This is a genomic window from Pseudomonas sp. MNR3A (assembly GCF_009650575.1).
Lineage (GTDB): Bacteria > Pseudomonadota > Gammaproteobacteria > Pseudomonadales > Pseudomonadaceae > Aquipseudomonas > Aquipseudomonas machongensis.
Window position 1 is genome coordinate 1 of record NZ_VZZS01000014.1, and the last position, 25,070, is coordinate 25,070.

18 protein-coding genes are annotated in these 25,070 nt (G+C 63.3%); 11 read left to right on the forward strand and 7 right to left on the reverse strand.

Annotated elements, in window-relative coordinates; translation table 11 throughout:
- The 5 genes from F6X62_RS25280 to F6X62_RS10735 form a co-directional block, all read left to right on the forward strand.
- A partial coding sequence (locus tag F6X62_RS25280; protein WP_218572551.1) for a hypothetical protein occupies window positions 1-246 on the forward strand: 246 nt, incomplete at its 5' end.
- Window positions 247-336: 90 nt separating this feature from the next.
- Window positions 337-708: a hypothetical protein gene (locus F6X62_RS10720; protein WP_153773477.1), complete on the forward strand. Its 372-nt coding sequence runs from the start codon at window positions 337-339 to the stop codon at window positions 706-708.
- A gap of 250 nt (window positions 709-958) precedes the next feature.
- A complete protein-coding gene (locus tag F6X62_RS10725; protein ID WP_065861239.1) occupies window positions 959-1,363 on the forward strand; it encodes a transcriptional regulator in 405 nt (134 codons plus the stop codon).
- 99 nt (window positions 1,364-1,462) lie between these two features.
- The gene (locus F6X62_RS10730) at window positions 1,463-2,389 is read left to right on the forward strand and encodes a DMT family transporter (protein WP_054893281.1); all 927 of its coding nucleotides are present in this window, start codon (window positions 1,463-1,465) and stop codon (window positions 2,387-2,389) included.
- Window positions 2,390-2,791: 402 nt separating this feature from the next.
- On the forward strand, window positions 2,792-3,037 hold the full coding sequence (locus F6X62_RS10735; protein WP_153773478.1) for a DUF3077 domain-containing protein: 246 nt from the start codon (window positions 2,792-2,794) through the stop codon (window positions 3,035-3,037).
- A 146-nt stretch (window positions 3,038-3,183) separates the two neighbouring features.
- On the opposite strand, the gene F6X62_RS10740 is transcribed toward F6X62_RS10735, so the two are convergent.
- Complete coding sequence (locus F6X62_RS10740; protein ID WP_153773479.1) at window positions 3,184-4,356, reverse strand: YbfB/YjiJ family MFS transporter; 1,173 nt, start codon at window positions 4,354-4,356, stop codon at window positions 3,184-3,186.
- Window positions 4,357-4,462: 106 nt separating this feature from the next.
- On the opposite strand from F6X62_RS10740, the gene F6X62_RS10745 reads away from it, so the two are divergent.
- Both F6X62_RS10745 and F6X62_RS25405 read left to right on the forward strand, forming a co-directional pair.
- Window positions 4,463-5,356 (forward strand): LysR family transcriptional regulator, encoded by an 894-nt coding sequence (locus F6X62_RS10745; protein ID WP_153773480.1) that lies wholly within the window; start codon window positions 4,463-4,465, stop codon window positions 5,354-5,356.
- Window positions 5,357-5,480: 124 nt separating this feature from the next.
- The gene (locus tag F6X62_RS25405) at window positions 5,481-5,609 is read left to right on the forward strand and encodes a PA1414 family protein (RefSeq protein ID WP_256093825.1); all 129 of its coding nucleotides are present in this window, start codon (window positions 5,481-5,483) and stop codon (window positions 5,607-5,609) included.
- A gap of 225 nt (window positions 5,610-5,834) precedes the next feature.
- Here the strand turns inward: F6X62_RS25405 and F6X62_RS10750 are convergent, their stop codons facing one another.
- Together F6X62_RS10750 and speB are read right to left on the reverse strand one after the other, a co-directional pair.
- A complete protein-coding gene (locus F6X62_RS10750; RefSeq protein WP_063543766.1) occupies window positions 5,835-7,214 on the reverse strand; it encodes a sodium:solute symporter in 1,380 nt (459 codons plus the stop codon).
- A 141-nt stretch (window positions 7,215-7,355) separates the two neighbouring features.
- Window positions 7,356-8,306, reverse strand: coding sequence for an agmatinase (gene speB, locus F6X62_RS10755; RefSeq protein WP_153773481.1), 951 nt, complete (start codon window positions 8,304-8,306; stop codon window positions 7,356-7,358).
- 227 nt (window positions 8,307-8,533) lie between these two features.
- Here speB and F6X62_RS10760 point away from each other — a divergent pair, with 227 nt between their 5' ends.
- From F6X62_RS10760 to F6X62_RS10770, 3 genes are all read left to right on the forward strand, one after another.
- Window positions 8,534-9,427 (forward strand): LysR family transcriptional regulator, encoded by an 894-nt coding sequence (locus tag F6X62_RS10760; protein ID WP_054893274.1) that lies wholly within the window; start codon window positions 8,534-8,536, stop codon window positions 9,425-9,427.
- Window positions 9,428-9,567: 140 nt separating this feature from the next.
- Window positions 9,568-11,133, forward strand: a complete 1,566-nt coding sequence (locus F6X62_RS10765) for a PAS domain-containing methyl-accepting chemotaxis protein (RefSeq protein WP_153773482.1) — start codon at window positions 9,568-9,570, stop codon at window positions 11,131-11,133.
- Between the two features lie 298 nt (window positions 11,134-11,431).
- Window positions 11,432-12,031, forward strand: coding sequence for a tRNA-uridine aminocarboxypropyltransferase (locus tag F6X62_RS10770; protein WP_153773483.1), 600 nt, complete (start codon window positions 11,432-11,434; stop codon window positions 12,029-12,031).
- Window positions 12,032-12,055: 24 nt separating this feature from the next.
- Here the strand turns inward: F6X62_RS10770 and F6X62_RS10775 are convergent, their stop codons facing one another.
- The 3 genes from F6X62_RS10775 to F6X62_RS10785 all read right to left on the reverse strand — a co-directional run bounded on the left by F6X62_RS10775 (window position 12,056) and on the right by F6X62_RS10785 (window position 17,051).
- On the reverse strand, window positions 12,056-13,411 hold the full coding sequence (locus F6X62_RS10775) for an HlyD family type I secretion periplasmic adaptor subunit (protein WP_153773484.1): 1,356 nt from the start codon (window positions 13,409-13,411) through the stop codon (window positions 12,056-12,058).
- Window positions 13,412-13,465: 54 nt separating this feature from the next.
- Window positions 13,466-15,601 (reverse strand): type I secretion system permease/ATPase, encoded by a 2,136-nt coding sequence (locus F6X62_RS10780; protein ID WP_153773511.1) that lies wholly within the window; start codon window positions 15,599-15,601, stop codon window positions 13,466-13,468.
- Window positions 15,602-15,677: 76 nt separating this feature from the next.
- A complete protein-coding gene (locus F6X62_RS10785; protein WP_125930456.1) occupies window positions 15,678-17,051 on the reverse strand; it encodes a TolC family outer membrane protein in 1,374 nt (457 codons plus the stop codon).
- 479 nt (window positions 17,052-17,530) lie between these two features.
- Here F6X62_RS10785 and F6X62_RS10790 point away from each other — a divergent pair, with 479 nt between their 5' ends.
- On the forward strand, window positions 17,531-24,673 hold the full coding sequence (locus F6X62_RS10790) for a retention module-containing protein (protein WP_153773485.1): 7,143 nt from the start codon (window positions 17,531-17,533) through the stop codon (window positions 24,671-24,673).
- Between the two features lie 25 nt (window positions 24,674-24,698).
- Here F6X62_RS10790 and F6X62_RS10795 read toward each other — a convergent pair whose 3' ends face one another.
- Window positions 24,699-25,061, reverse strand: coding sequence for a YbaN family protein (locus F6X62_RS10795; protein ID WP_054893322.1), 363 nt, complete (start codon window positions 25,059-25,061; stop codon window positions 24,699-24,701).
- Window positions 25,062-25,070: the final 9 nt, after the last annotated feature.

Here is a 25,070-nt window from a genome sequence, read left to right on the forward strand (position 1 = left end):
GGGGGGGGGGCAAGAAATAGCGTGGATACGCCCAAGGGTGGGTTTGGACCTATTTATCGGCCGGCAGATAGCGACCAATTTGAAAAGATTCTGACTTCGTATTACGGTGCGGATAAAACCGGCAACAGGGTCGGAAACGGCGGATTGGCTGACGCTGTGCGTTATGAGAAAGCTACAGGCAACATGTTGTCTCCTGCTGGGCATGAGCAAAAAGCCATTGAGGTCAGGAATAGACTAAGCGATTAGTTCGTAATGCTGATAATCAACGACCCGGCAGGTACCCTTACAGTCAGCGGGATATTGATTTTGCTAAACAGCTAATAAAGGATATCGACAATGCTCTTGGTCGATGAGTACTTCAGAAAATTTGTCTTATGTTTGGTTTCTTTACCCTTCTTTTCTGCTGAAGCTCTGGAGGCTTCATTAAAAGAGTTGGGCGGGGTGGATGGCATTGTTGAACGTTCATACTACATATCCGCGTACGAGTTTTTGGGTTGCGCTCTGGTGCAGAAAAATTCATTTGAGTGCATTCTGGAGTTCCTTCGGAGTTTTGAGTCGGAATTAAGTGAAAATCCTGAGTGTCTTTACTATTTTGTAGAGTCTATAGTCGACCATTCTCTGGTTCGTGGTGATGATATCGAGACGTTAATAAGTGCGGCGCCTGAAAACTACAAAACATTCTTGCATAGACGTTTTTTGCCTAGGTAAGACTGTTTCTTTGGTCTAAAAGATGCTGCTAAAGGCAGTTGGAACGATTATCGCAGGTGCGGGCTTGCGGCACATGAAGCAGCTTGCGGGCACTTGATTGCGAAGCATTTGAGCCGATTTTAAGTGCCGTAGATGCCTGTCCGCAGACCCCGAGCCGGTTCCAACCGTGTACTGTCGATGATTTGAACGGACCTCCAACGCCTCCGGTCCCATGCTGTGTACCCACCGTCCACAGCAAGAGGCCACTGCCATGAGCACCTACGACTGGGACCTGATCGAACGCTTGCTGCACGAGGTGCAGAACGGCGCCGGTCACAGCTTCACGCCACGCCCCTACGCCGAGCAGCATGCTGCGGCGATGGCCGCCAAAGGCCAGCCGGTGGGCGATCTGGATCAGCTGAAAACCCGCGCCTGTGAATACGAAAAGCTGCTGTTCCAGCGCGGCTTCATCGAAAGCCGGCCTGAAGAGGATGGCGGCAACGGTGAAAACTTTGTGCTCACCGAGCGCGGCTCGCGCCTGCTCAGCCTCATCGACAGCGCGATTCCAGGAGCGGACAGCCCACGCTTGAAGCTGGATCAGCAGGCAGATGCGCTGGATGAGTCCACCTTCGATCAGGTCTCGAGCAAGCCGCAGATCACACCAGGTGCGATTTAGGCTGGTATCGGCGGGGCGGGCGCACCGATAATCGGCAATGGATCCATTTTCTGACTGCCGAGCGTTGCCCATGCCCCTGACCCGCTACGAGGCCCGCCCATGAGCGCGGCCCGCAAGAACACTGACGCCTTTGCCCTGCAGGTGATGCTGGGGTTGTGCCTGATCTGGGGCTCCCAGCAGGTGATGATCAAATGGGCTGCCGTGGATATCGCGCCGGTGATGCAGGCGGCGTTTCGCTCCGGTATCGCTGCGGTGCTGGTCGGGCTGCTGATGTGCTGGCGGGGCGGCTGGGCGCAGTTGGGCAGCACCTGGCGCGCGGGTTTGCTGGCCGGGGCGTTGTTCGGGCTGGAGTTTCTGTTCATCGCCGAGGGGCTGAAGCTGACCTCGGCGGCGCATATGTCGGTATTTCTCTACACGGCCCCAGTGTTCACCGCCCTGGGGCTGCACTTCATGTTGCCCAGCGAGCGTCTGCGTTTGTTGCAGTGGCTGGGGATTGCGCTGGCGTTTGCTGGGATTGCCCTGGCCTTTGCGGGCGGGCTGTCGCTGGATCAACTCGATGGGCGGGTGCTGCTCGGCGATGCCATGGCGGTGCTGGCCGGGCTGATGTGGGGTGCGACCACGGTGGTGGTGCGGGCTTCGCGGCTGTCGGAGGCGCCGGCGACCTTGACGCTGTTCTACCAGCTGATGGTGGGCTTCGTCGGCTTGCTGCTGATGGCGTTGTTCAGCGGGCAGATCGGAGCGGTGTCGTTCACGCCGTTGGCACTGGGCAGCGTGCTGTTCCAGGGGTTGGTGGTGTCGTTCTTCAGTTACCTGACCTGGTTCTGGTTGCTGCGCCAGTACCTGGCGTCGAACCTGGCGGTGTTTTCGTTCATCACGCCGTTGTTCGGGGTGACGTTCGGGGTGTTGTTGCTGGATGAGCCGCTGAGCGTGAACTTCGTGGTGGGGGCGGTGATGGTGCTCGGTGGTGTGGTGCTGGTGAGTGCCGAGCCTTGGGTGCGGCGGCAGTTGCGTCGGGTGGTGGGGTAAGGCGGGCTGTAGCGTGTCTGATTTTTCCTAATTCTCGGGCGCCGGTGTCAGGTTTTGAGTCGTTAGGATCTATCCTACGCGGCTTGCGGAAGCGTCTTAATTGTCGTGGAAATGCGTCAGGGATAACTTCGCCGGGTCGTCATTTGGCGACCGGGCGTGAGAAACCCGACGACGTGGCAGCGGCACTTCTTTATGGCAGCCGTGTGCGGACGGGCTTCGGTCCGGCCGGGCTCTCACGTCCTCGGTTTCTCACTCCGTGCACGGTTGCCACCCTAATTCCGTGAGAAAGAGTGGGGTGGTGATATCTCTGACCAGACGTGAGATTTGACCCCATGAAAAAGCTCGTCCCCGATCCACCCCGCCTTACGCACGTTCCCCACACCACAGTGAGGAGACGTGACCATGACTGATCTACCTAATGGCTACACCACCGCTGGTGTGGCGACTTTCCTGGACATGTACCGCGTACAGCCCGGCATTCCTTTCGAGCGGGTGCTGGAAGAAGTGTCGGTGATCCTTGGCTGTGTCCGCGAGTTGAGCGAGCAGGAACAGGTGGACCCGGTGATCGTCACCGCGCTGCACTACCTGAGCGCGATGGCCAAGGCGTTGCTGAACGACCTGGAGGTTGGGCGTAATTCGGTGCATTGACATCACAGCCCGAGAATGAAATCGACTCATTCGCCGTGTAGGAGCGGCCTTGTGTCGCGAAAGGGCTGCGCAGCGGCCCCAAACTCTGTGCAGCTACACAGAATGTCGGGGCTGCTGCGCAGCCCTTTCGCGACACGAGGCCGCTCCTACACAGGAGTCGCCAGTTGCTCGGCGGCGCGTTGATCCGACCTGCTTGTCGCCACCAGCAACCCGGCGACCCCCAGCCCCGCAGCCGCCAGCAACAGTGCAGGTTGCAGCCCACCGCTGAAGTGGTTGCTCAGTGCGGCCAGCAAGGGTCCGCTGAGCTGGCCAAGGGCGAAGCAGGCGGTCAGCAGCCCGGCGTTGCGCTGGGTGGCGTGGGGCGCGAGCTCTCGCGAACGCTGCATCACCAACTGCATGCAGGCCAGGAACGGCGCACCGCACAACAATACCCCCAACCCCAGGCCAATCCCGCCGCCCAGCAGGCAGGCCAGCACACCCAGGGCTTGCAGCCAGAGTGTGGCGGTCAGCCAAGCGCTGGTGCGGCCTGCGCCGCGCAGGCTGACGATCACTACGCCAAGCGCCGCAGCCAGCCCGAAGCCGGGCCAGAACAGGTCGGCAAGCCACTGCCCCTGGAATTGCTGGCTGGCCATCTGCGAGAGGAAGGTGGCGGGCAGGATGTAGCCGATGCCGTACAACGCATAGACCACCGCCAGACGGGCGATGCCGCGCTGGCGTGGATGAGCCTGCGCTGCTGCGGTGCTGGGCGCGGGCGTCAGCAGATGGGCGCGCGGCAGCCACGGCAGCACAGCCAGCAGCATCACCAGCGCTGCCACCGAGTACATCAACCACAGCGCCGCCGAGTCGAGGCTGAGCAGGTGCGCACCGAGTGCGAGGAAACCGGTGATGGCGATCCCCACACCGGGGCCTGCGAACACCAGGGCGCCGAGTCGCGCGCGACCATGGCTGCTGGCCACGTGCTGGCTGAGGCTGGTCAGCATCACCAATGCCCAGGCGCTTGCCACACCGGTGCCGAAGCGCAGCAGCAGGTGGCTCCAGAATCCGTTGGCAGCCCAGGAGGCCAGGGTCAGCAGCACGCACAACCACAGCCCGGCATGCAGGCGCAGGCGCACCTGGTGCGGGTGGCGGGCGAACATGCCGTCCACGGCACCCATGAAATAGCCGAGATAGTTGGCAGCGGCCACCAGGCCGCCTGCGGTCAGGTCGAACTGGCCCTCGGCAATCAGGCGGGGCATCTGCGGGGTCAGGGCGAAGCGGCCGATGCCCATGGCCATCATCAGTGCGACGGCACTGGCCATGAGTTGCAGTAAGGGCGACATGGGAAAACTCCTGCGCAGTGGTAAGCGATGGATGGCAGGGTAGGAGTTCTTGACTTTCAATAAAATTGAATAATGATGATCAAGTTGTTCTGTTTTGGAGAATATCGTGGACTTCAGCCAATTGCGGATTTTCCAGGCCGTCGCCGAGGAGGGTTCAGTGACCCGCGCCGCCGAGCGCCTGCACCGGGTGCCGTCGAACCTGTCGACGCGTCTGCGTCAGCTCGAGGAGCAGCTGGGCGTGGAGTTGTTCCTGCGCGAGCGTCAGCGCTTGCAGCTGTCGCCGGCCGGCAAAGTGTTGCTGGACTATGCGCACAAGCTTTCGGTACTGCGCGATGAAGCCATGGCGGCGGTGCAGGGCGGTCAGCCAGCCGGGGACTTCATCATCGGGACCATGTACAGCACGGCGGCCATCCAGCTTCCGGCGTTGCTTGCGCGCTACCATCAGGCCTATCCGGCAGTGAACCTGCAGGTGCAGGCCGCGCCCAGTGGCGAGTTGTTGCAGGGCCTGCTTGAGCGCCGCCTGGACGCCGCGTTGGTGGATGGCCCGCCGGGGCTGGCCGGGCTCGATGGCGTGCCGTTGTGCGAGGAACGGCTGGTGCTGATCACCAGCCCTGAGCATCCGCCGGTGTACAGTGCGCGTGATGTGGCCGGGCGTTCGGTGTTCACGTTCCGCCAGGGGTGTGCCTACCGCATGCGTCTGGAAGCCTGGTATGCGCACGACCACACGCCAATGGGGCGGGTGATGGAGATCGAGTCGTACCAGGGCATGCTGGCGTGCGTGATCGCGGGGGCGGGGGTGGCGATGATGTCGCAGTCGATGCTCGACAGCCTGCCGGGCCGCGAGCGGGTCAGCGCGCATCCGCTGCAGGCGCCGTTCGATCATGCCGAGACCTGGTTGATGTGGCGCCAGGGCATGTGCGGGGCGAATTTGCAGGCGTGGATCGATCTGCAACAAGGTGAAACAGTAAACCGGCTGTCGGAGTACGGCGTTTCCGCTTGATCTGCGGCAAAATCGCCCATATCTGTAAGGTTAGACGCAGGCGATATACAGAACATGGGACTATGATCTGTATGAAGCATCGCAGGACTGATTTGCCGCAAGGCTGACCCGTGAAGGGGGCACTATGAACAAGCGCATGTACAACTGGCTCCACGACCTTGCCGTCGCCCTTGGCCTGGTACCGCCGCCATTGCAACCGGTACCGATCCCCACCGACGAAGAACAGCGCAAGCGCCAGCCGCGTCGGCGCTGATTAGCGCAGGAAAAAGGCCGCTGCATCCTTGGGGGATGCGGCGGCCTTTTGCGTTTTTGCAAGGGGGATCTGTGGTGTGGCTTTCGCAGTGCATGGCACCGGCTTCGCCGGTGATCGCGGGACCAGCCCGCTCCCACAGGGATTGGGCTGACCTTTGGATTTTGAACAAGACAGCTGCTTCCACAGGGTAGGGGCGGGCTGGTCCGGAGATTTCTGCCCTGGAGATCAGGCCAGGTTCACCGCAGCCGTCGGTTTACGCGACATCAGGCTGACCACGACAAAGCTCACCAGGCCCACCGCCAGGCTGTAGTAGATCGGCGAGTTGGCATCCAGGCCGTCCTTGAACATGAAGAACAGCGCGGTGGCAAAGCCCAGCGACATGCTGGCGATTGCACCCGGGGTGGTCGCGCGTTTCCAGAAGATCGCCCCGATCAGCGGGATCAGCATGCCACCAACCAGCAGGTTGTAGGCCAGGGTGAGGGCACTGATCACATCGTTCACCGCCAGGGCGATCACCAGCACGGCCACGCCAGTGAGCAGGGTGAACAGGCGGTTCACGCCCAGGCTCGAGCGCTTGCCACCACGCAGCTTGGGCAGCAGGTCTTCGGTCAGGGTGGTGGACGCCGCCAGCAGGCCGGCGCTTGCGGTCGACATCATCGCCGCCAGTGCCGCCGCCATCAGCAGGCCACGGATGCCGTCGGGCAGGGTGGTCTTGATCATCTCGGCGAAGGCGTTGTTCGGGTTGGCCAGGTCTGGCATCAGCACGTGGGCGGCCATGCCGATCAGCGCGCAGGCCAGGCCGTAGATCACGCAGTACACGCCTGCGGCGGTACCGGCGCGCTGGCAGACTTTCTCGTCACGTGCGGTGAACACACGCTGCCAGATGTCCTGGCCGATCAGGATGCCGAAGAAGTAGATCAGGAAGTAGGTGATGATGGTGTCCCAGCCGATGGTGGTGAGCTGGAAGCTCGCCGCCGGCAGCTTGGCCACCAGTGCATCCCAGCCACCGGCCTTGTACAGGCACACCGGCAGGAGGATGAACATCAGGCCCACGGTCTTGATGACGAACTGCACGATGTCGGTGAGGGTCAGCGACCACATGCCGCCGATGGTCGAGTAGACCACCACCACGCCACCGCCGAACAGCAAGGCCATCCAGAACGGCACATCGAGCAGCACTTGCAGCACGGTGCCCATGGCCAGCGTGGAGACCACGCCGATCATCAGCGCGTAGGCCAGCATGATCACTGCACTGGCCTGGCGCGCCATCGGGTTGTAGCGGCGCTCCAGTACCTGGGTCACGGTGAAGATGCGCAGGCGCAGCAGCGGTTTGGCGAGGAACAGGTTCAGGGCGATGATGCCCAGGCCCAGGGCCGCGCACAGCCAGAAACCGGAAATGCCGTGGACATAGCCCAGGCGCACGGTGCCGACGGTGGATGCACCGCCGAGCACGGTGGTGGCCATGGTGCCCATGTAGAGGGTCGGGCCGAGATTGCGTCCGGCGACCAGGTAGTCTTCGTGGGTCTTCGCACGCCGCATGCCGTACCAGCCAAGCCCGAGCATGCCAGCGGCGTAGATCAGTACAACAATGATGTCCAAGGCCATGGGTGTCTCCGATTATCTTTATTATGCGAGATCGATCGCTCGGACGCTCTCACCGCGTCCGGCGCTCCTCATCGAGTGTTGGCGGGCCTCTATGGCCCTGTCCCACGGCTCCTGCCTGGGTATTGCAGGTGTTTCAGGTGATCAGCGACGCACTACGCCGGGAAGCACGCAGAGCATTTCGAACAACAGGTTGGCGCCCAGCAGCGAGGTGTTGCCGGTGGTGTCGTACGGGGGCGAGACCTCGACCAGGTCGCAGCCGATCAGGTCCAGGCCGTGGCAACCGCGGATGATTTCCATCGCCTGGATGGTGGTCAGGCCGCCGATTTCCGGGGTGCCGGTGCCTGGCGCCCAGGCCGGGTCGATGCCGTCGATGTCGAACGACAGGTACACCGGGCCACCGCCGACCTTCTCGCGCACTTCGGCCATCAGCGGCTCCAGCGATTTGTGCCAGCACTCTTCGGCTTGCACAACGCGGAAGCCCTGGCGGCGGCTCCAGTTGAAGTCGTCGGCGGTATAACCCTGGGCGCGCAGGCCGATCTGCACTACGCGGTCGCAGTCCAGCAGGCCTTCCTCGACAGCGCGGCGGAAGGTGGTGCCGTGGGCGATCTTCTCGCCGAACATATGATCGTTGACGTCGGCGTGGGCGTCGATGTGTACCAGGCCGATCTTGCCGTACTTTTTATGCAGGGCGCGCAGGATCGGCAGGGTGATGGTGTGGTCGCCACCCAGGGTCATGGGGATGACGTTGTGTTCGAGGATCTCGTCGTAGGCTTCTTCGATGATGCGTACGGCGTCGAGCAGGTTGAAGGTGTTGATCGCCACGTCACCGATGTCGGCGACCGACAGCGAGTCGAACGGGGCGGCGCCGGTGGCCATGTTGTACGGGCGGATCATCACCGATTCGGCGCGGATCTGCCGCGGGCCGAAGCGGGTACCGGAGCGCAGCGAGGTGCCGATGTCCAGCGGCACGCCGATGAAGGCGGCGTCCAGGCCTTCGGCGCTTTGCAGGTGGGGAAGACGGAGCATGGTGGCGATGCCGCCGAAACGCGGCATTTCGTTGCCGCCCAGTGGTTGGTGGAGAATCTTGTCCACGGTGGGCCTCATCAGTCGGTCGATTGTTCTGTTTGTTCGAACCTGTGTCGCGGCACGCTCGGCAAGCGCGAAGACGCCGGCGACCAGGGACATTTCGGCCAAGTCTGCGCAAGGTAGTGCGCCGGAAGAATCGCTACCGACAAATACTTACTTCAGGAATTTCTGAACTATCGCGACGAAGGCGCGGTAGACTCTGACGGATTTCCAGTCTGCGGAACCTGTGCGCCATGGCCTCATCGCTGCCCGACCTGAAACTGCTGCGCATCTTCGTCAGCGTGGTGCGTCACCAAGGTTTCGCCAACGCCCAGCGTGACCTCAACCTTTCCACGTCGGCCATCAGCACCTACATGAGCCAGCTGGAAAGTGCCCTGGGCCTGGTGCTGTGCCACCGCGGCCGTGGTGGTTTCAGCCTGACCAGCAAGGGTGAGCTGTTCCACCAGGAGACCTTGCGCCTACTGGGCGAACTCGATGGTTTCGAGCAATACGCTGCGGCGCTCAAGGGTGAGCTGCGCGGCACCCTCAACCTGGGGGTGATCGACTCCACCGTCGGCGATCGCGCGCTGCCCCTGGCCGAGGCGATCGGCGCCTACAGCCAGGAGCACCCGGCCGTGCACTTGCACCTGTCGGTTTCCAGCCCTTACGAGCTGCAGCTGGGTGTGCAGGACAACCGCCTGGACCTGGCCATCGGCGCCTTCTCTTCGCGCATGAGCGGCCTGGTGTACCAGCCGTTGTACCGCGAGCAGCACTGGCTGTACTGCAGCAGCCGCCACCCGCTGTTCAACGAGCGTCGTATTCCGGCGCAGGTCATCACCCAGCAGCGCATGGTCGGGCGCGGTTACTGGAGCCAGGCGGAACTGGCTCGTCACGGCTTCAAGCACAGCGCCGCGACCGTGGAAAGCATGGAGGCGCAGTTGATCCTGATCCTGTCCGGTGCCTACATCGGTTACCTGCCCGAGCACTATGCCCAGGCCTGGGCCGACAAAGGTGATCTTCGGGTGTTATCGCCGTCTACCTTCGGCTATCAGGCGCCATTTTCGTTGATCATCCGGCGAGGGCGCAGCCGCGAACCATTGATCCAGACCTTCCGCGACCTGCTCAAGTCGCAGTTGAATGTGGGCTGATCGGCGTTGCCGAAAATACATTCCGTCAGGTCGGGAACTTTTCTTACAAATGCTGATCCCGCACGTGAAAAAGCTCTGCTAAACCTTTACTTGCTTTGATGAAATTTCCCCCTCATCTACACAAGCAAGGACCGCCCGAGATGCGCACGAATCTGCCCGTAACCGAGCATGAAAGAACGTTCTCCAGCGAGCAGCGGTTGATTTCCACCACCGACCTGAACAGCCGGATCACCTACTGCAACGATGCGTTCGTGGCGATCAGCGGATTCACCTACGACGAGTTGGTGGGGCAGCCGCACAACCTGGTGCGCCATCCCGACATGCCGCCGTCGGTATTCGGCCATATGTGGGAAACCATCAAGCAGGGCAAGCCGTGGATGGGTGTGGTGAAGAACCGCGCCAAGAACGGCGACTTCTACTGGGTCAGCGCCTATGTCACGGCGATCTACGAGAACGGCCGCATCAGTGGCTACGAATCAGTGCGTTCGGTGCCGACCCGCGAACAGATTCGTCGTGCCGAAGCGTTGTACGCACGCCTGCGCGACGAGCGCTCGCCAGTGCCCTGGGCGGCGCGGCTGGGGCATGGCCTGGGGACTGGCTGGCCACTGGTGGGGGCTGGGCTGATTTCGGCGGCAGGCTACCTGTGGCTACCGCCCTATGCGGCGTTGGGCCTGCTGATGGTCAGCTTGTTCAGTGCCTGGTACCTGATCGAACACCGACAGAACCAGGCCATCCGCCGTACCCTGGCCGAGCATCCCAAGGCCTTCACCAGCCCGCTGGTCGCCCTGACCTACAGTGACAACCCCGGCCTGCGCGGCCAGCTCGACCTGGCGATCATCAGCGAAGAGGCACGCCTGCAGACCGCGCTCACGCGGCTGGTGGACGCCGGCGTTGGGGTCAAGTCACGGGCCGCACAGTCAGCGGAACTGTCTGATGCCCAGGCGCAGATGCTCGACCGACAGCGTAGCGAAACCGACCAGTCGGCCACCGCCATCGCGCAGATGGCGGCGACCATCCAGCAGGTCACCCATAACGTGCAGAGCACTGCCCATGCGGCCGGCGATGCCGACCAGCTGGCGCAGCAGGGCAGTGACCTGGCCCAGCAGAGCCTGCGGGCCATGGGCAGCATGAGCGAGGCGGTGAACGACATCGGCCAGGCGGTCAATGCCCTGGCCGAGCAGACCCAGTCGATCGGCAGTGTGGTGGATGTGATCACCTCGATCGCCGAGCAGACCAACCTGCTGGCGCTCAATGCCGCTATCGAAGCGGCGCGTGCCGGGGAGCAGGGCAGGGGCTTTGCGGTGGTGGCCGACGAGGTGCGCTCGCTGGCCCAGCGCACCCGCACCTCCACCGAGGAAATCCACCAGATCATCGCCTCGCTGCGTGCCGGTGCCGAGCGCGCGGTGAGCAGCGCCAGCCGCGGCGAGCAGATTTCCCGCGACAGCGTGCACAGCGTCGAGGCGGTGCAGTCGGCACTGGCCGGCATCGTCCAGGCGGTGAGCCGCATTACCGGTATGAGCCAGCAGATGGCGACTGCGTCCGAGCAGCAGAGCCATGTGGCGGAGGATATCAACCAGCAGATCGTGCGCATTGCCCACCTGTGCGACGAAAGCGCCGGGCAGGCGAAGCAGGGCGCCGAGATCAGCCAGGACCTGGAGCGGATGGCGGAGTACCTGCATAGCCTGGCGGAGCGGTTCAATCGTTAGAGGGGAATGGCGACGCCGACAAACCTGCTCCTGCCAGGCACTGCGATCTGCTGTAGCAGCCCCTGCATCCTGTGTAGCTGCACAGATCCTGGGGCCGCTGCTCGGCCCATCGCGGGACAAGTCAGGACGCCGAACCGCCGCTCCCACAGGACAGCACCGCGTTCGAGGCATGTGGTGTACTTGTGGGAGCGGCGGTTCGGCGTCCCGACTTGTCCCGCGAATGGCCCGCAAGGCGGGCCCCGATTTCCGGTATATAGCCCCGGCATATGGCAAAATCCCTCCGCCAACGGAGACCCCCATGCCCAGACCTCGCTGCGAGCGCTGCCAGCGTCCGCTCGCCCATTGCCTTTGCCCACTGATACCGTCACTCGACAGCCGCACCCGCGTAGTCCTGCTGCAGCACCCCAGTGAAACCAGCCACGCTCTGAACACCGCCCGCCTGGCGGCGTTGGGGCTGCGCAATGCCGAGCTGTTGATTGGCGAAGTCTTCGAGAATCTTCCTGCACTGCTGGCCACCCCCGGCTATCGTCCGGCGCTGTTGTTCCCGGGCGAGCAGGCCGAGGTGGTGTCGGCCTATGGCGAAGGCGATGCGTTGCCGTTGCTGCTGATCGTCCCAGACGGGACCTGGCGCAAGGCACGCAAGTTGCTGTACCTCAACCCGCTGCTCGAGGAACTTCCGCGGGTGACGCTCGGCCAGGTCCAGCCATCGCGCTACCGACTGCGCAAGGCGCCGGAGGCGGGTGCGGTGTCGACCATCGAGGCGGTGGTGCAGGCGCTGAATGTGTTGGAGCAGCCCGCGAATTTCGATGAATTGCTCAGGCCGTTCGAGGCATTGATCGAGGGGCAGATCAGCGCCATGGGGGCTGAGACCTTTGCTCGGAATCATGGGGGAGAATGATGGTCACCACCAATCCCAAGACCCTCACCGCTCGCGCATCGCCTCGGTCCGGGCCTTCATCACCGGCTTGAGCAGGTAATCCAGCACGCTCTTCTGCCCGGTGATGATGTCCACCGTCGCGGTCATCCCCGGGATGATCAGCAGCGGCTTGTTGTCCCCGCCCAAGTGGTTTTTCTCGGTGCGCACCTGGATCAGGTAGAACGCATTGCCCTTGTCGTCGGTGACGGTGTCGGCGCTGATCAGCTCGAGCGTGGCTTTGAGCCCGCCATAGATGGTGTAGTCGTAGGCACTGAACTTGACCATCGCCACCTGCCCCGGATGCAGAAACGCCACGTCCTGCGGGCGCACCTTGGCTTCGATCAGCAGGTTGTCCTCGATCGGGACGATCTCCACCAGGTCGCTGCCGGGCTGGACCACGCCGCCGATGGTGTTGACCTTGAGCAGCTTGACGATGCCCCGTACCGGCGACACCACGGTGGTGCGGTTGACCCGGTCGTCGATGGCAATGCTGGTGGCGGTGATCTTCGACAGTTCCGTGCGCTTGTCGTTGAGCTCCTTGGCGGCGTCCGAGCGAAAACTCGCGTCGGACTCTTGGATCTTGCTGCGAATCTCGGCGATGGCCGCTTCGGCGCGAGGGATGGCCAGGTTGGTCGCGTTCAGTTGGCCGCGGGCTTCGACGCTGCGCTGCTTGAGGCGCAGGATCTCCACGGGCGAAATGGCGCCCTTGCTCACCAAGGGTGATGACATGTCCAGCTCCTGCTGCAGCAGGCCAACGGCCGAGCGGTACTGCTCGACCTTTGAGCGGAATTCGGCGAGTTCCTGGGTCTTCTGCCGCAGTTGTTCGTTGAGCGTCTGCTTCTCGCTGGCGAGCCGGCGCTGGCGTGATTGATAGAGGGCGATTTCGTCTTCGGCTACCTGCGGTGCCTTGGCGCGGACTTCTTCCGATAGCGCGAAGGGCCGCCCTTCGGCTTCGGCCGACAGGCGCTCGACCTGTGCGGTCAGGGCATAACGATCGGCCTCGCTCTCGCCCTTGTTCGACTTGAAACGGGTGTCGTCCAGGCGCAGCAGGGTGGCACCCTTGTCGACCATCTGCCCTTCGCGCACGAAGATCTCGGTGACGATGCCGCCTTCGAGGTTCTGGATCACCTGCACCTTGCTCGAGGGGATGGCCTTGCCTTCGCCGACCGTGACCTCGTCGAGCACGGCGAACTTGGCCCAGACCAGCGCTACCAGCAACAGCGCCGCTGCCAGCCACACCGTGATGCGCGACAGCCGCGGCGAGTCCTGCAGGGTGGCACCGGCCAGCTCCGGCATGTAGTCGCGCTCGGCATGCTTGTCGGCGCCGGGGAGGTGGCTGCGGACACTTTGGCTGAGGGGCATGTCTACCTCCGATGAAAACCACGGTGCCTGTGGCAGCGCCGTTCTTGACGTCGTTTACAGGGCTGCGCCGATACGGCCTTTGCGCAGGGCATCGATCACCGCGTCCTTCGGCCCGTCGGCCACCACCTTGCCGTTGTCCAGTACCACCAGCCGGTCCACCAGGCTGAGCATCGAGCTGCGGTGGGTGACCAGCAGCAGGGTCTTGCCGGGCACCCAGGCCAGCAGGCGTTGGCGCAGCTGGTCTTCGCTGCTGTTGTCCATGTGACTGGTAGGTTCGTCCAGGATCAGGATCGGCGGCTCCAGCAACAGTGCGCGGGCCAGCAGGACAGCCTGGCGCTGGCCGCCGGAGAGCAGTTGGCCGCGCTCGCCCAGCGGACGGTCGAAGCCCTGCGGGTGTTGGCGGGCCAGTTCGCTGACACCGGTCAACTCGGCGACTTCGAGCATGCGCGCATCGCTGACGTGGCGTGCGCCCAGGGTCAGGTTGTCGCGCAGGCTGCCTGCCAGCAGGGGCATGTCGTGGGCGACATAGCCAAGCTGATTGCGCAGGTCGGCGATATCCAGCTGGCGCAGGTCGAGGTTGTCCAGCAGTACCTGGCCTTCGTCAGGGTGGTGAAACCCCATCAACAATCGCCCGAGCGTGCTCTTGCCCGAACCGCTGCGGCCGATGATGCCGATGCGCTCGCCGGGCTTGATCGACAGGTTGATATCGTTCAGTGCCGCGGCGACCTGACCGGGATAGCGGAACGTCACGTGGCTGATGCCCAGGCCGCCTTGCAGCACCGTATGCTCCAGCGCCTGCTGACCGGGTTGGCGCTCCTGCGGCAAGCTCATCAGTGCGTCGGTGCTGCGCATGGTCAGTTGTGCTTGTTGGTAACGGGTGATCAGCCCGGCGATCTGGCCCAGTGGCGCCAGCACCCGGCTGCCGAGCATGTAGCAGGCGACCAGCGCGCCCACGCTGAGGCTGCCGGCGATGATCGAATAGACCCCCGCGACGATGGTGGCCATGCCGCAGAACTGCTGGATGAACAGCGTGCCGTTGCTGGCCATGGCCGACAGGTTGCGGGCGTGGGCTTCGAGACGGGCGATGGCGCCGTTGGTGTGTTCCCACTGGTATTGGCGCTCGCTTTCGGCGCCGCAGGCCTTGAGGGTTTCCAGGCCGCCAAGGGTTTCGATCAGCAAGGCCTGGCGCACGGCGCCGAGGCTCAGGCTTTTCTGCACCGTATCGCGCAGGCGTATCTGGATGAACAACGCCACGCCCACCGCCAGTGGGAAGGCGACCAGCGGGATCAGCACCAGCCAGCCGCCGAGCAGGCCGATGACCAGCAACATCAGCACCACGAAGGGCAGGTCGATGATGCTGGTCAGGGTCACGGCGGTGAGGAATTCGCGCAGGCCCTGGAAGTCGTGGATGCTCTGGGCGAAGCCGCCGATGCTGGCCGGACGTGCTTTCATGGCCATGCCGGTGATGCGTTCGAACAGCGTGGCCGACAGGATCAGGTCGGTCTTCTTGCCGGCCTGGTCCAGCAGGTGCGCGCGGACCATGCGCAGCACCAATTCGAAGGCGGTACCGATGAACAGGCCGATGACCAGCACCCACAGGGTCGAGAGGGCCTGGTTGGGCACCACGCGGTCGTAGGTCTGCATCACGAACAGCGGCACCATCAGCCCGAGCAGGTTGATCAGAAGGCTGGCCAGCAGGGCATCGCTGTACAGCCAGCGCGAATGCTTGAGGGTGTCGCGAAACCAGGCTTCGACCCTTGGCAGCATTGGCGTACGCAGGTCTTCGAGGGTATGTCGCGGGCGGGCGAACAGGGCTTGCCCGCTGTAGGCCTGCTCCAGCGCCTGGCGCTCGACCCATTGCTCGCCACCGTCGGCCTCGCACGGCAGGATCAGTGCCCGTCCATCTTCGCTCCAGCGTTGCAGCACGGCGCTGCGTCCATCGCCGAGCAGCAACAGTACCGGCAGGTTCAGTGTATTGATGGCGCTCAGTTCGCGGCGCAGTACGCGCGCCTGCAGGCCGGCGCGGGCGGCGGCGCGGGGCAGCAGTTCGAGGCTCAGGCGCTGGTCGGCCAGCGGCAGGCCGGCGCACAGGCTGGCACGGCTGGCCGGGCACCCATGAACCTTGCACAGGATCAGCAGGCCATCGAGCAACGGATCATCCGCAGCCAGGGTGGGCTGCGTGCTTTGCATACTGGTCACGATGGCCTACTCCTGCCGCGGTGGACGGGAGGCGGTTGCAGAGGTCTACAGCCGCCTGATGCAGGGCCTAGCGCATGTCGGGCAACTGCGCCTCATTGCGTACGTCGGTCTTGGCGATGGCTTCCGGTGGCAGCGAGATGCGCTGCTTGCTCAGCAACTCGCCCATGGTCGCCAGCACCCGGTACATGGAGAACTCTTCGGTGTAGCGCACCTCGGTGTAGCGGCGGTTGGCGTTGTACAGCTCGTTCTCGCTGTCGAGCACGTCGAGCAGGGTGCGCTGGCCCAGGCCGAACTGGTCCTGGTAGGCACCGCGTACGCGTTGAGTGGTCTCGGCGTATTCGCGGGCGCTAGGGGTCTGCTTGCGCGCGTTGTTCATGGCGTTCCAGGCCAGGCTCAGGTTCTCGGTGAGCTCGCGCAGGGCATTGTTGCGGATGTCCATGGCCTGGTTGATCTTGTGCGCATCGGACTGCAAGCGCGCCTTGTCGCTGCCGCCACGGAACAGGTTGTAGCTGAGCTCGACGCCGGCCTGCCAGTCGTTGTTGCTGTGGCCGCGCTCGCCGCCCAGGTTGTTGTTGGCGCCGGTGGCCAGCACTGCGTCCAGGCGTGGATAGAACGGCGACTTGGCCACTTCGTACTGTTTCTCCGCCGCGTTGACATCGGCCTGGGCGGACTTGAGGTACGGGTTGTTCTCGCGCATGCCCTGGCGGGCTTCGTCTAGGGTGCCGGGCATCTGGATCTTGATCGAGGTCGGCGTTTCCAGCTCGTCCGGCTGGCGGCCGATGACGCTGTAGAAGTTGGCCTCGGCGTCGGCCAGGTCGACCTCGGCGGTGTCCAGGTTGTTTTCCGCCAGGGCGCGGCGGGCGCGGGACTGGTCGAGGTCGGCGGTGCTGCCGACACCGCGTTCGCTGCGCAGGCCGATCTGGTCGTTGACGCGCAGGTGCGCCTGCAGGTTGTTCTTGGCCAGGGTCACCAGCTCACGGCGCTTGAGTACTTCCAGGTACACCTCGATGGCGCGCAGGGCGACATCCTGGGCGATGGCCTGGGTGTAGTACGCGCGCGAGGTGGCCACCGATTCGGTACGCCCGACTTCGTTGGAGGTGTTGAAGCCGTCGAAGATCATCTGCCGCAGGCGCAGTTCGGACTGTGTGTAGTTGAGGGTTTCCTTGTTGTGATTGCGCGTGCCGTCGGGGTTGATGCCGCGCGTATTGAGGTTGTCCGAGCGCTGACGGCCATAGCCGGCCACCAGGTCGACGGTGGGGAAGTAGCCTCCGCGCGCGAACTTCACATCCTCATCGGCCGACAGCTTGCTGTTGCGATTGGAGCTGATCTGAGGGTGGTAGTCCACGGCGCTCTGGACAGCCTCGGTGATCGACATCGCCTGAGCGTTGGCACAGGCCATGGCCAACAGAATCGCACTGGTGATGGGGGTTAACACGCGCATGGGGTACTTCTCCCTGGTCTTTAAAAAGATCCTGCTATTCGCCAAAAAAATGACGAAAAATTGAGTTGAAACCGTTTCAGGTTTGTAACAACAGAGCTAAGAACATTTAACGGGCAAGCTAAGAAGATTTTTTCATAAGGTCTATGCGAAAAAAAACTTATGCGGTCTAAGCAAACCGAGACATTGTTCTATTCAAGCGCTCGGGTAAATCGGCTGCAGTACCTGATTTCCGGGCTTCTGAGAAAGTTCCAGATTTTTTGCAGCTAAGGACCCTGGAGAGGACAACAACGGCGGAATTTGGCGACAAAAAATTGGCATTAGAATAATGGCCAATTACCACTACCGCACGTGTTGAGCTGTCTTGGTGAAGGCGATTTCTCACCCTTGTGACAGACGCGAGACCCGCAAAGGATCGCTTCCCGCATTACCTGGCCTGTCCGCCACTGCAGAAAGCCAATCGGCAGGGGAGGCGTGCGTTCATGGCTAAATCAATTGGCGTGGTCAGCAAGGTCATAGGTCAGGTATTCGCGGTGGGCAGCGACGGTGCCAAGCGCCTGCTGGTGGAGGGCGATCGGCTGTTCGCGGGCGAGCAGCTGGAAACCGGAGCCGCGGGTGCTGTGGCCGTACGTTTGCACAACGGCGCCGAGCTGACGTTGGGACGAGGCAGCAGCCTGGAGATGACTCCTGACCTGTTGGCCAATCGAGCTCCCCACGTACATGCCCCTGATACGCTGCCCAGCCAGGCGCAGCTCAGCGATGTCGAGCGCCTGCAACAAGCCATTGCCGCAGGTGCCGACCCGACGCAGGAGGGCGAGGCACCCGCCGCCGGGCCTGCCGCCAATGGCGCGCCCGGGGCCTTGGGGGGCGGGCACAGCTTCGTGTTGCTGACCGAAGTGGCCGGGCGGGTCGATCCGACCATCGGCTTCCCTACCGCAGGCTTCAACGGTATTCCGGAACTGGCCAACCGCTACATCGGTACCCTGGATGTCGACAACAACGCAGGGCCGTTCGGGCCTCCGGCCATTCCTCCGATCAATCCTCCTGTAAATCCGCCTGTCACACCGCCGGACAATCCTGTGACCCTGCGCGGGCTCGACCTGAGCCCCGCCGAACTGACTCTCAACGAAGCGAACCTGCCGTTGGGGTCGGCCAGCAACCCGGCGGCCCTGACCCAGTCCGGCAGCTTCACCGTGGTCGCGCCGGATGGTGTGTTCAACCTCAGCGTCGGTGGTATCAACGTGGTGACTGCCGGGGTGGTGACCGGCGTGGGCCAGTCGATCACCACCGGCCTTGGCAACATCCTCACCATCACCGGTTACAACCCGTCCACGGGCGTGGTCAGCTACAGCTACACCCTCACCGGCGCCGAGCAGCATGCGGACGGAGCGGGCAACAACGAACTCGGCGAGCATTTCCCGGTGCTGGTCAGCGACACGGATGGCGATGTGGCCAGTGGTTCGCTGGACGTGATCATTCGCGACGATGTGCCCACGGCGGTCAACGACACCAATGCGGTCACTGCCACCGAGCAGCACACCCAACTTACCGGCAACGTGCTGGACAACGACGTCCAGGGCGCCGATCGGGTGGTCGGCGGCCCCGTGGTAGCCGGTACCTACGTTGGAACCTACGGCACCCTGGTGCTCGCTGCGGACGGCTCCTACACCTACACGCTCAACCCCGAGGATGCGGACTTCAAGAACCTCAACGGTGGCGGACATGGCGTCGAGACCTTCACCTACACCCTGAAGGATGCGGACGGTGACACCAGCAGTGCGACCCTGACCCTGAACATCACCAACCTCGACGATCCGGTAACGCTCGGTGGCCTGGATGTGAAGGGCGGTGAACTGACGGTCTACGAGAAGCACTTGAGCAACGGCAGTGCGCCGGATAGCACTGCCCTGACCCAGAGCGGCAGCTTTACCGTCAGTGCACCGGACGGCCTGCAGACCCTGACGGTCGGCGGTATCAGCGTGGTCAGCGGAGGCCTGGTAGCGGGCTTCCCGCAGTCGATCACGACCGCGCTGGGCAACACCCTGACCATCACCGGCTACAACCCGACCACCGGCGTGGTCAGCTACAGCTACACCTTGCTCGGTAACGAAGGCCATCCCGTGGGCGAGGGCACCAACAGCCTGAGCGAGCATTTCAGCGTGATCGCCCAGGACACCGATGGCAGCAGCGCCACGGCCACCCTGGATGTGAATATCGTCGACGACGTGCCCCAGGCGCAGCCCGATTCGGCCAGCGTGGTGGAAGGTGGCACGGTCAGCGGCAATGTGCTGCTTAACGATCAGTTGGGCGCCGACCAGGCTGGCACCAGCAATGTGGTGGTGGGCGCGCGGGCGGGGTCCGATACCTCGACCTCGGCCATCGGCAATCTCAACACCGCGATCGGTGGTCTGTACGGCACCCTGACCATCGATGCCGCCGGCAACGCCACCTACCATGCCAACCCGAATGCCGTGGCGCCGGCCGGTGCCACCGATGTGTTCGTCTATACCATTCGCGACACCGACGGAGACGAAAGCACCACCACCATCACCATCAACGTCAAGGACTGCTCGCTGATCGCGGGGCCTAACGATGGCGTGACGGTGTACGAGAAGGCGCTGGACCTGGTGAAGGATGGCAACGACCTGGCGCCGGGTACCGTCACCGGCAGCGCGCCGAGCTCCACCGGCGAAACCGCCTCCGGTAGCCTGGCGGGTTCTGTGAGCGGTGGCGTCGGTGCCCTGACCTATACGCTGGTGGGCAGCGCGGTGGGCCAGTATGGCCAGATCCAGCTCAATGCCGACGGCTCCTACACCTACACGCTGACCTCGGCACCGAAATCGTCGGATAACGTCAATGATGGGCCGAACAGTCTGACCGAGAGTTTCACCTACGAGGTGAAGGATTCGCTGGGCAACTCGACCACCAGCACCATCGTCATCACCATCGTCGACGACGTACCCAAGGCACACAGCGATTTCGCCAATGTCTTCGAGGGCGGCACGGTCAGCGGCAACGTACTGGTCAACGATGTGTTCGGTGCCGATGTGGTGGCCGATGGCAAATACGTGGTCGGGGTTCGCGCAGGCGGGGACACTTCCACGTCGGCCATCGGCCAACTCGGCGTCCAGGTGGTCGGTCAGTATGGCTACCTGACCCTCGATGCCCAGGGCAACGCGACCTATCATGCCAACCCCGACAGCGTCGCGCCGCCCGGTGCCACGGATGTGTTCGTCTACACCATCCGCGATGCCGACGGTGACGAGAGCACCACCACCATCACCATTGATATCCACGACTGCTCGTTGGTCGCGACGCCTGATGGCGGCGTGACGGTGTACGAGAAGGCGCTGGACCTGGTGAAGGATGGCAATGATCTGGCGCCGGGCAGCGTCACCGGCAGCGATCCGCATTCCTCAGGCGAGACGGCGTCGGGCTCGCTGGCCGGGTCGGTGAGTGGCGGTATCGGGGCGATGACCTTCACCCTGGTGGGCAACGCCACCGGGCAGTACGGGCAGATTCAGCTCAATGCCGATGGTTCCTACACCTACACGTTGACCTCGGCGCCGAAATCGCCGGGCAACGTCAACGACGGCGCGAACACGCTGACGGAGTCCTTCACCTACCAGGTGAAGGATTCGCTGGGTAATTCGACTACTGGCACCATTGTCATCAGCATCGTCGACGATGTGCCCAAGGCGCACTGCGATGTGGCCAGCGTGACTGAAGGCGGTGTGGTCAGCGGCAACGTACTGGACAACGACATTGTCGGCGCCGATGTGCGGGGGGACGGCCAGTACGTGGTCGGCGTGCGTGCCGGCTCCGACACCTCGACTTCGGCGATTGGCCAGGTCGGCAGCCAGGTCATGGGCCAGTACGGCTACCTGACCGTCGATGCACAGGGCAATGCGACCTATCACGCCAACCCCAACAGCGTGTCCCAGGCCGGCGCTACCGACGTGTTCGTCTACACCCTCCGCGATGCCGACGGCGACGAGAGCACGACGACCATCACCATCAACGTGCACGACAGCAAGCTGGTGGCCTGCGAAGACAGCGAAGTGAAGGTGTATGAAAAAGCACTGGACCTGAGCAAGGATGGCAACGACCTGGCGGCAGGCAATGTCACCGGCAGCGACCCGCACTCGACAGCGGAAACTGCATCCGGCAGCCTCGTGGGCTCGGTGGGTGGGGGTGTGGGCGCACTGACTTTCAGCCTGGTGGGCAACGCCACGGGGCAATCTGGCCAGATCCAGCTCAACGCCGATGGTTCCTACACCTACACATTGACCTCGGCACCGAAAACGCCGGGCAACGTCAATGACGGTGCGAACAGCCTGACCGAGTCCTTCACTTATCAAGTGACGGACTCCGTAGGTAACTCGACCACCAGCACCATCGTCATCACCATCGTCGACGACGTACCCAAGGCCCATTGCGATGTGGCCAGCGTGACTGAAGGTGGTGTGGTCAGCGGCAATGTGCTGGACAACGATGTTGTCGGTGCCGATGTGCGGGCAGATGGTCAGTATGTGGTCGGCGTGCGCGCAGGCTCCGATACTTCGACTTCGGCAATTGGCCAGCTTGGCAGCCAGGTCATGGGCCAGTACGGCTACCTGACCCTCGATGCCCAGGGCAATGCGACTTATCACGCCAACCCTGACAGTGTGTCCAAGGCCGGCGCTAGCGACGTGTTCGTCTACACCATTCGCGATGCCGATGGTGACGAGAGCACCACGACCATCACCATCAATGTGCAGGACAGCAAGCTGGTGGCCTGTGAGGACCGTGACGTCACCGTGTACGAGAAAGCGCTCGACCTGGTCAAGGACGGTAACGACCTGGCGGCGGGCACGGTCACGGGCAGTGACCCGCACTCAACGGCGGAAACCGCCTCCGGCAGCCTGGTGGGATCGGTCGGCGGGGGTATTGGTGCATTGACCTATAGCCTGGTGGGCAATGCTGTCGGCCAGTTCGGGCAAATCCAGATCAACGCCGACGGCTCCTACACCTACACCCTGACTTCGGCACCGAAAACGCCGGGTGGGGCGGACGATGGCGCCAATCGAGTCGTCGAGTACTTCACCTACAAGGCCACCGATTCACTGGGCAACAGTGTCACCAGCAGCATCGCCATTTCCATCGTCGATGATGTGCCCAAGGCCGCGTGCGCCGAGCGCAGCATCACGCCCGGCCAGGTGGACTCCAATATCCTGCTGGTGATCGATGTCTCCGGCAGCATGAACGTTGACTCTGGTGTGCAGGGGCTGAGCCGTCTGGCCTTGGCCAAGCAGGCGATCAACGCCTTGCTCGACAAGTACGACGACATGGGCGATATCAAGGTGCAGATCGTCACCTTCGCCACCGGGGCCTGGGTCAAGACGCCGGTCTGGGTAACGATCGCCGAGGCCAAGAGCATCGTCGCCGGGTTGAGCGCCGACGGCTCGACCTACTACGACTCCGCCGCGACCAAGGCGCAGGAAGCCTTTGTCACCAGCGGCAAGATCGCGGGGGCGCAGAACATTAGCTACTTCTTCTCCGACGGCGTGCCCACAAGCGGCCATTCGATGACCGCCGTGCGCGAAACAGCCTGGGAAAGCTTCCTCGACAACAACGGGATCAAGTCCTACGCCATTGGCCTCGGCACCGGGGTGAACCAGGCCAACCTCGACCCGCTGGCCTACGATGGCAGCAGCCATGTCGACACCGACTCGGTGGTGGTCACCGATCTGAGCCAGCTCAGCGCGGTGCTGTCCGGCACGGTACAAGGTGCGCCGATTACCGGCAGCCTTATGAGCGGTGGCCACTTCGGTGCCGATGGCGGCTTTATCAAGGCGCTGCTGGTCGATGGCACCACCTACACCTTCGACCCGAAAGCCAACGCCGGCCAGGGCGGCTATACGGTCGCCGGTGGCCCGGACAAGGCCAGTTTCGACACCACCGGCAATACCCTGTCGATCAAGACAGCGCTCGGTGGCACGCTGCTGGTGGACATGGACACCGGCGAATTTACCTACACGCCGCCGAAGGACACCGGCAGCAGCCAGGTCGAGAAATTCGGCTTCACTGTCAGCGACAACGACGGCGACACCAGCAGTGCCAGCCTGGTGGTGAAGATCAACAGCAACAGCGCCCCGGTGGCGGGGGCCGACCACATCATCACCAACATCGCCGGTGCCAGCGTCACCGTACCGGCCGAGGCACTGCTGGCCAATGACAGCGATGCGGATCACGATCCTCTGAGCGCTGCGCCCATCACCTTCAACACGGGCTTTGCCGACAAGGGCGCGGGCTTCACGGTGGGCAGCCAGGTGCAGACACTCAAGTTCGACGGCACCGCCAACAAGCCCGAAAACCAGCTCAAGGACCTGGCGCGCAGTGACTTCACTGCGGTCTCGGGCTCCATGACGGCGGCCCTGGTGATTGCTGGCTACCTGGGTTCGATCAGCACCGGCAATGCCAACGATGAGGACACATTGACCGTAACCCTGCGCAAGGGCGAAAGCCTCAGCCTCGACCATGACCGCCCGGCAGGCAACCTGATGCTGGAATGGAAGGATGCCAATGGCGACTACCAGCCCATCGCCGACGGTGGCAGCTTCACGGCCAGCCACGACGGCGTGTACAGCATTCATGTGATCAACAGCGAGAACGCCGTGGGCAACAGCAAGGCGGCGGAGAACTACAAGCTGAGCCTGGTGATCGACTACAGCCATGCCGAGAACGAGGTCTACCAGGGCAGCTACACGCTCAGCGACAACCATGGTGGCACCGCCTCCGGGGCGGTGGACATCACCTACCAGGCAGGTCATACCTTGCAGGGCACGGCGGGCGACGATGTACTGCTGGCGGGCAATGGCGACGACACCTTGAACGGTGGTGCCGGTCACGATGTGCTGGTGGGAGGGGCGGGGAACGACGCCCTGTATGGCGGGGAGGGGGATGATCTGCTGATCGGTGGCCCTGGCAACGACCTGCTGGACGGTGGGCCAGGCAATGACACCGCCAGCTACGCGTCGGCCACTGCCGGGGTGACGGTCGATCTCGGCCATGTCGGTGCGCAGAACACCGGCGGTGCGGGGCTCGACACCTTGGTCAGCATCGAGAACCTGATCGGCTCGGACTACAACGACACGCTGATCGGCAACGATGGGGACAATGTGCTCAGCGGTGGCCTGGGGGACGACATCCTCATCGCCGGTGGCGGTAACGACATCCTCATTGGCGGGCCAGGCAACGACACACTCACCGGCGGCAGCGGCAACGATACCTTCGTCTGGCACAAAGGCGACACCGGGCACGACCGGGTGACCGACTTCACGCCGGGCAGCGACCGGCTCGACCTGTCGCAATTGCTGCAGGGCGAGAACGCCACGGCGGCGTCACTGGATGACTACCTGCACTTCAAGGTCAGTGGCAGTGGGGTCAATGTGGTCTCGACCATCGAGGTCAGCAGCGTGGCGGGCGCTGCGGCGACCCAGACCATCGATCTTGCCGGTGTCGACCTGGCCCAGCATTACGGGGTGACGGCGGGAGCGGGAGGCATGATCGCGGCGGGGCACGATACCGCGACCGTCATCAACGGCATGCTCAACGATCATTCGTTGAAGGTGGATACCGTGTGACGACTTGCCTTCTGTAGGCGCGTGTTCAGGGCAGGCGCAGGGTCTTCTGCTTGAGGATGTAGAGCGTGACCAGTACGGCACTGGTGAGCATGAAGGCCCTGGCCCAGAACAGCGGCACCAGATAGCACGAAAGCCCGATGCTCGCCCACATCAGGCCGATGGCGTAGACCTTGCCCTTGAGCGGGATACCGTCTCCGTTGAGGTAGTCGCGAATCCACGGTCCGAGCCTGGGGTGGTTCACCAACCAGTCGTGGAATCGTGGTGAGCTGCGGGCGAAACAGGCCGCCGCCAGCAGCAGGAAAGGGGTGGTGGGCAACACCGGCAGGAAGATCCCCAGCACCCCCAGCGCGACACTGAGCCAGCCGACGGCCAGCAGCAGGTAGCGCACCACTGCGAA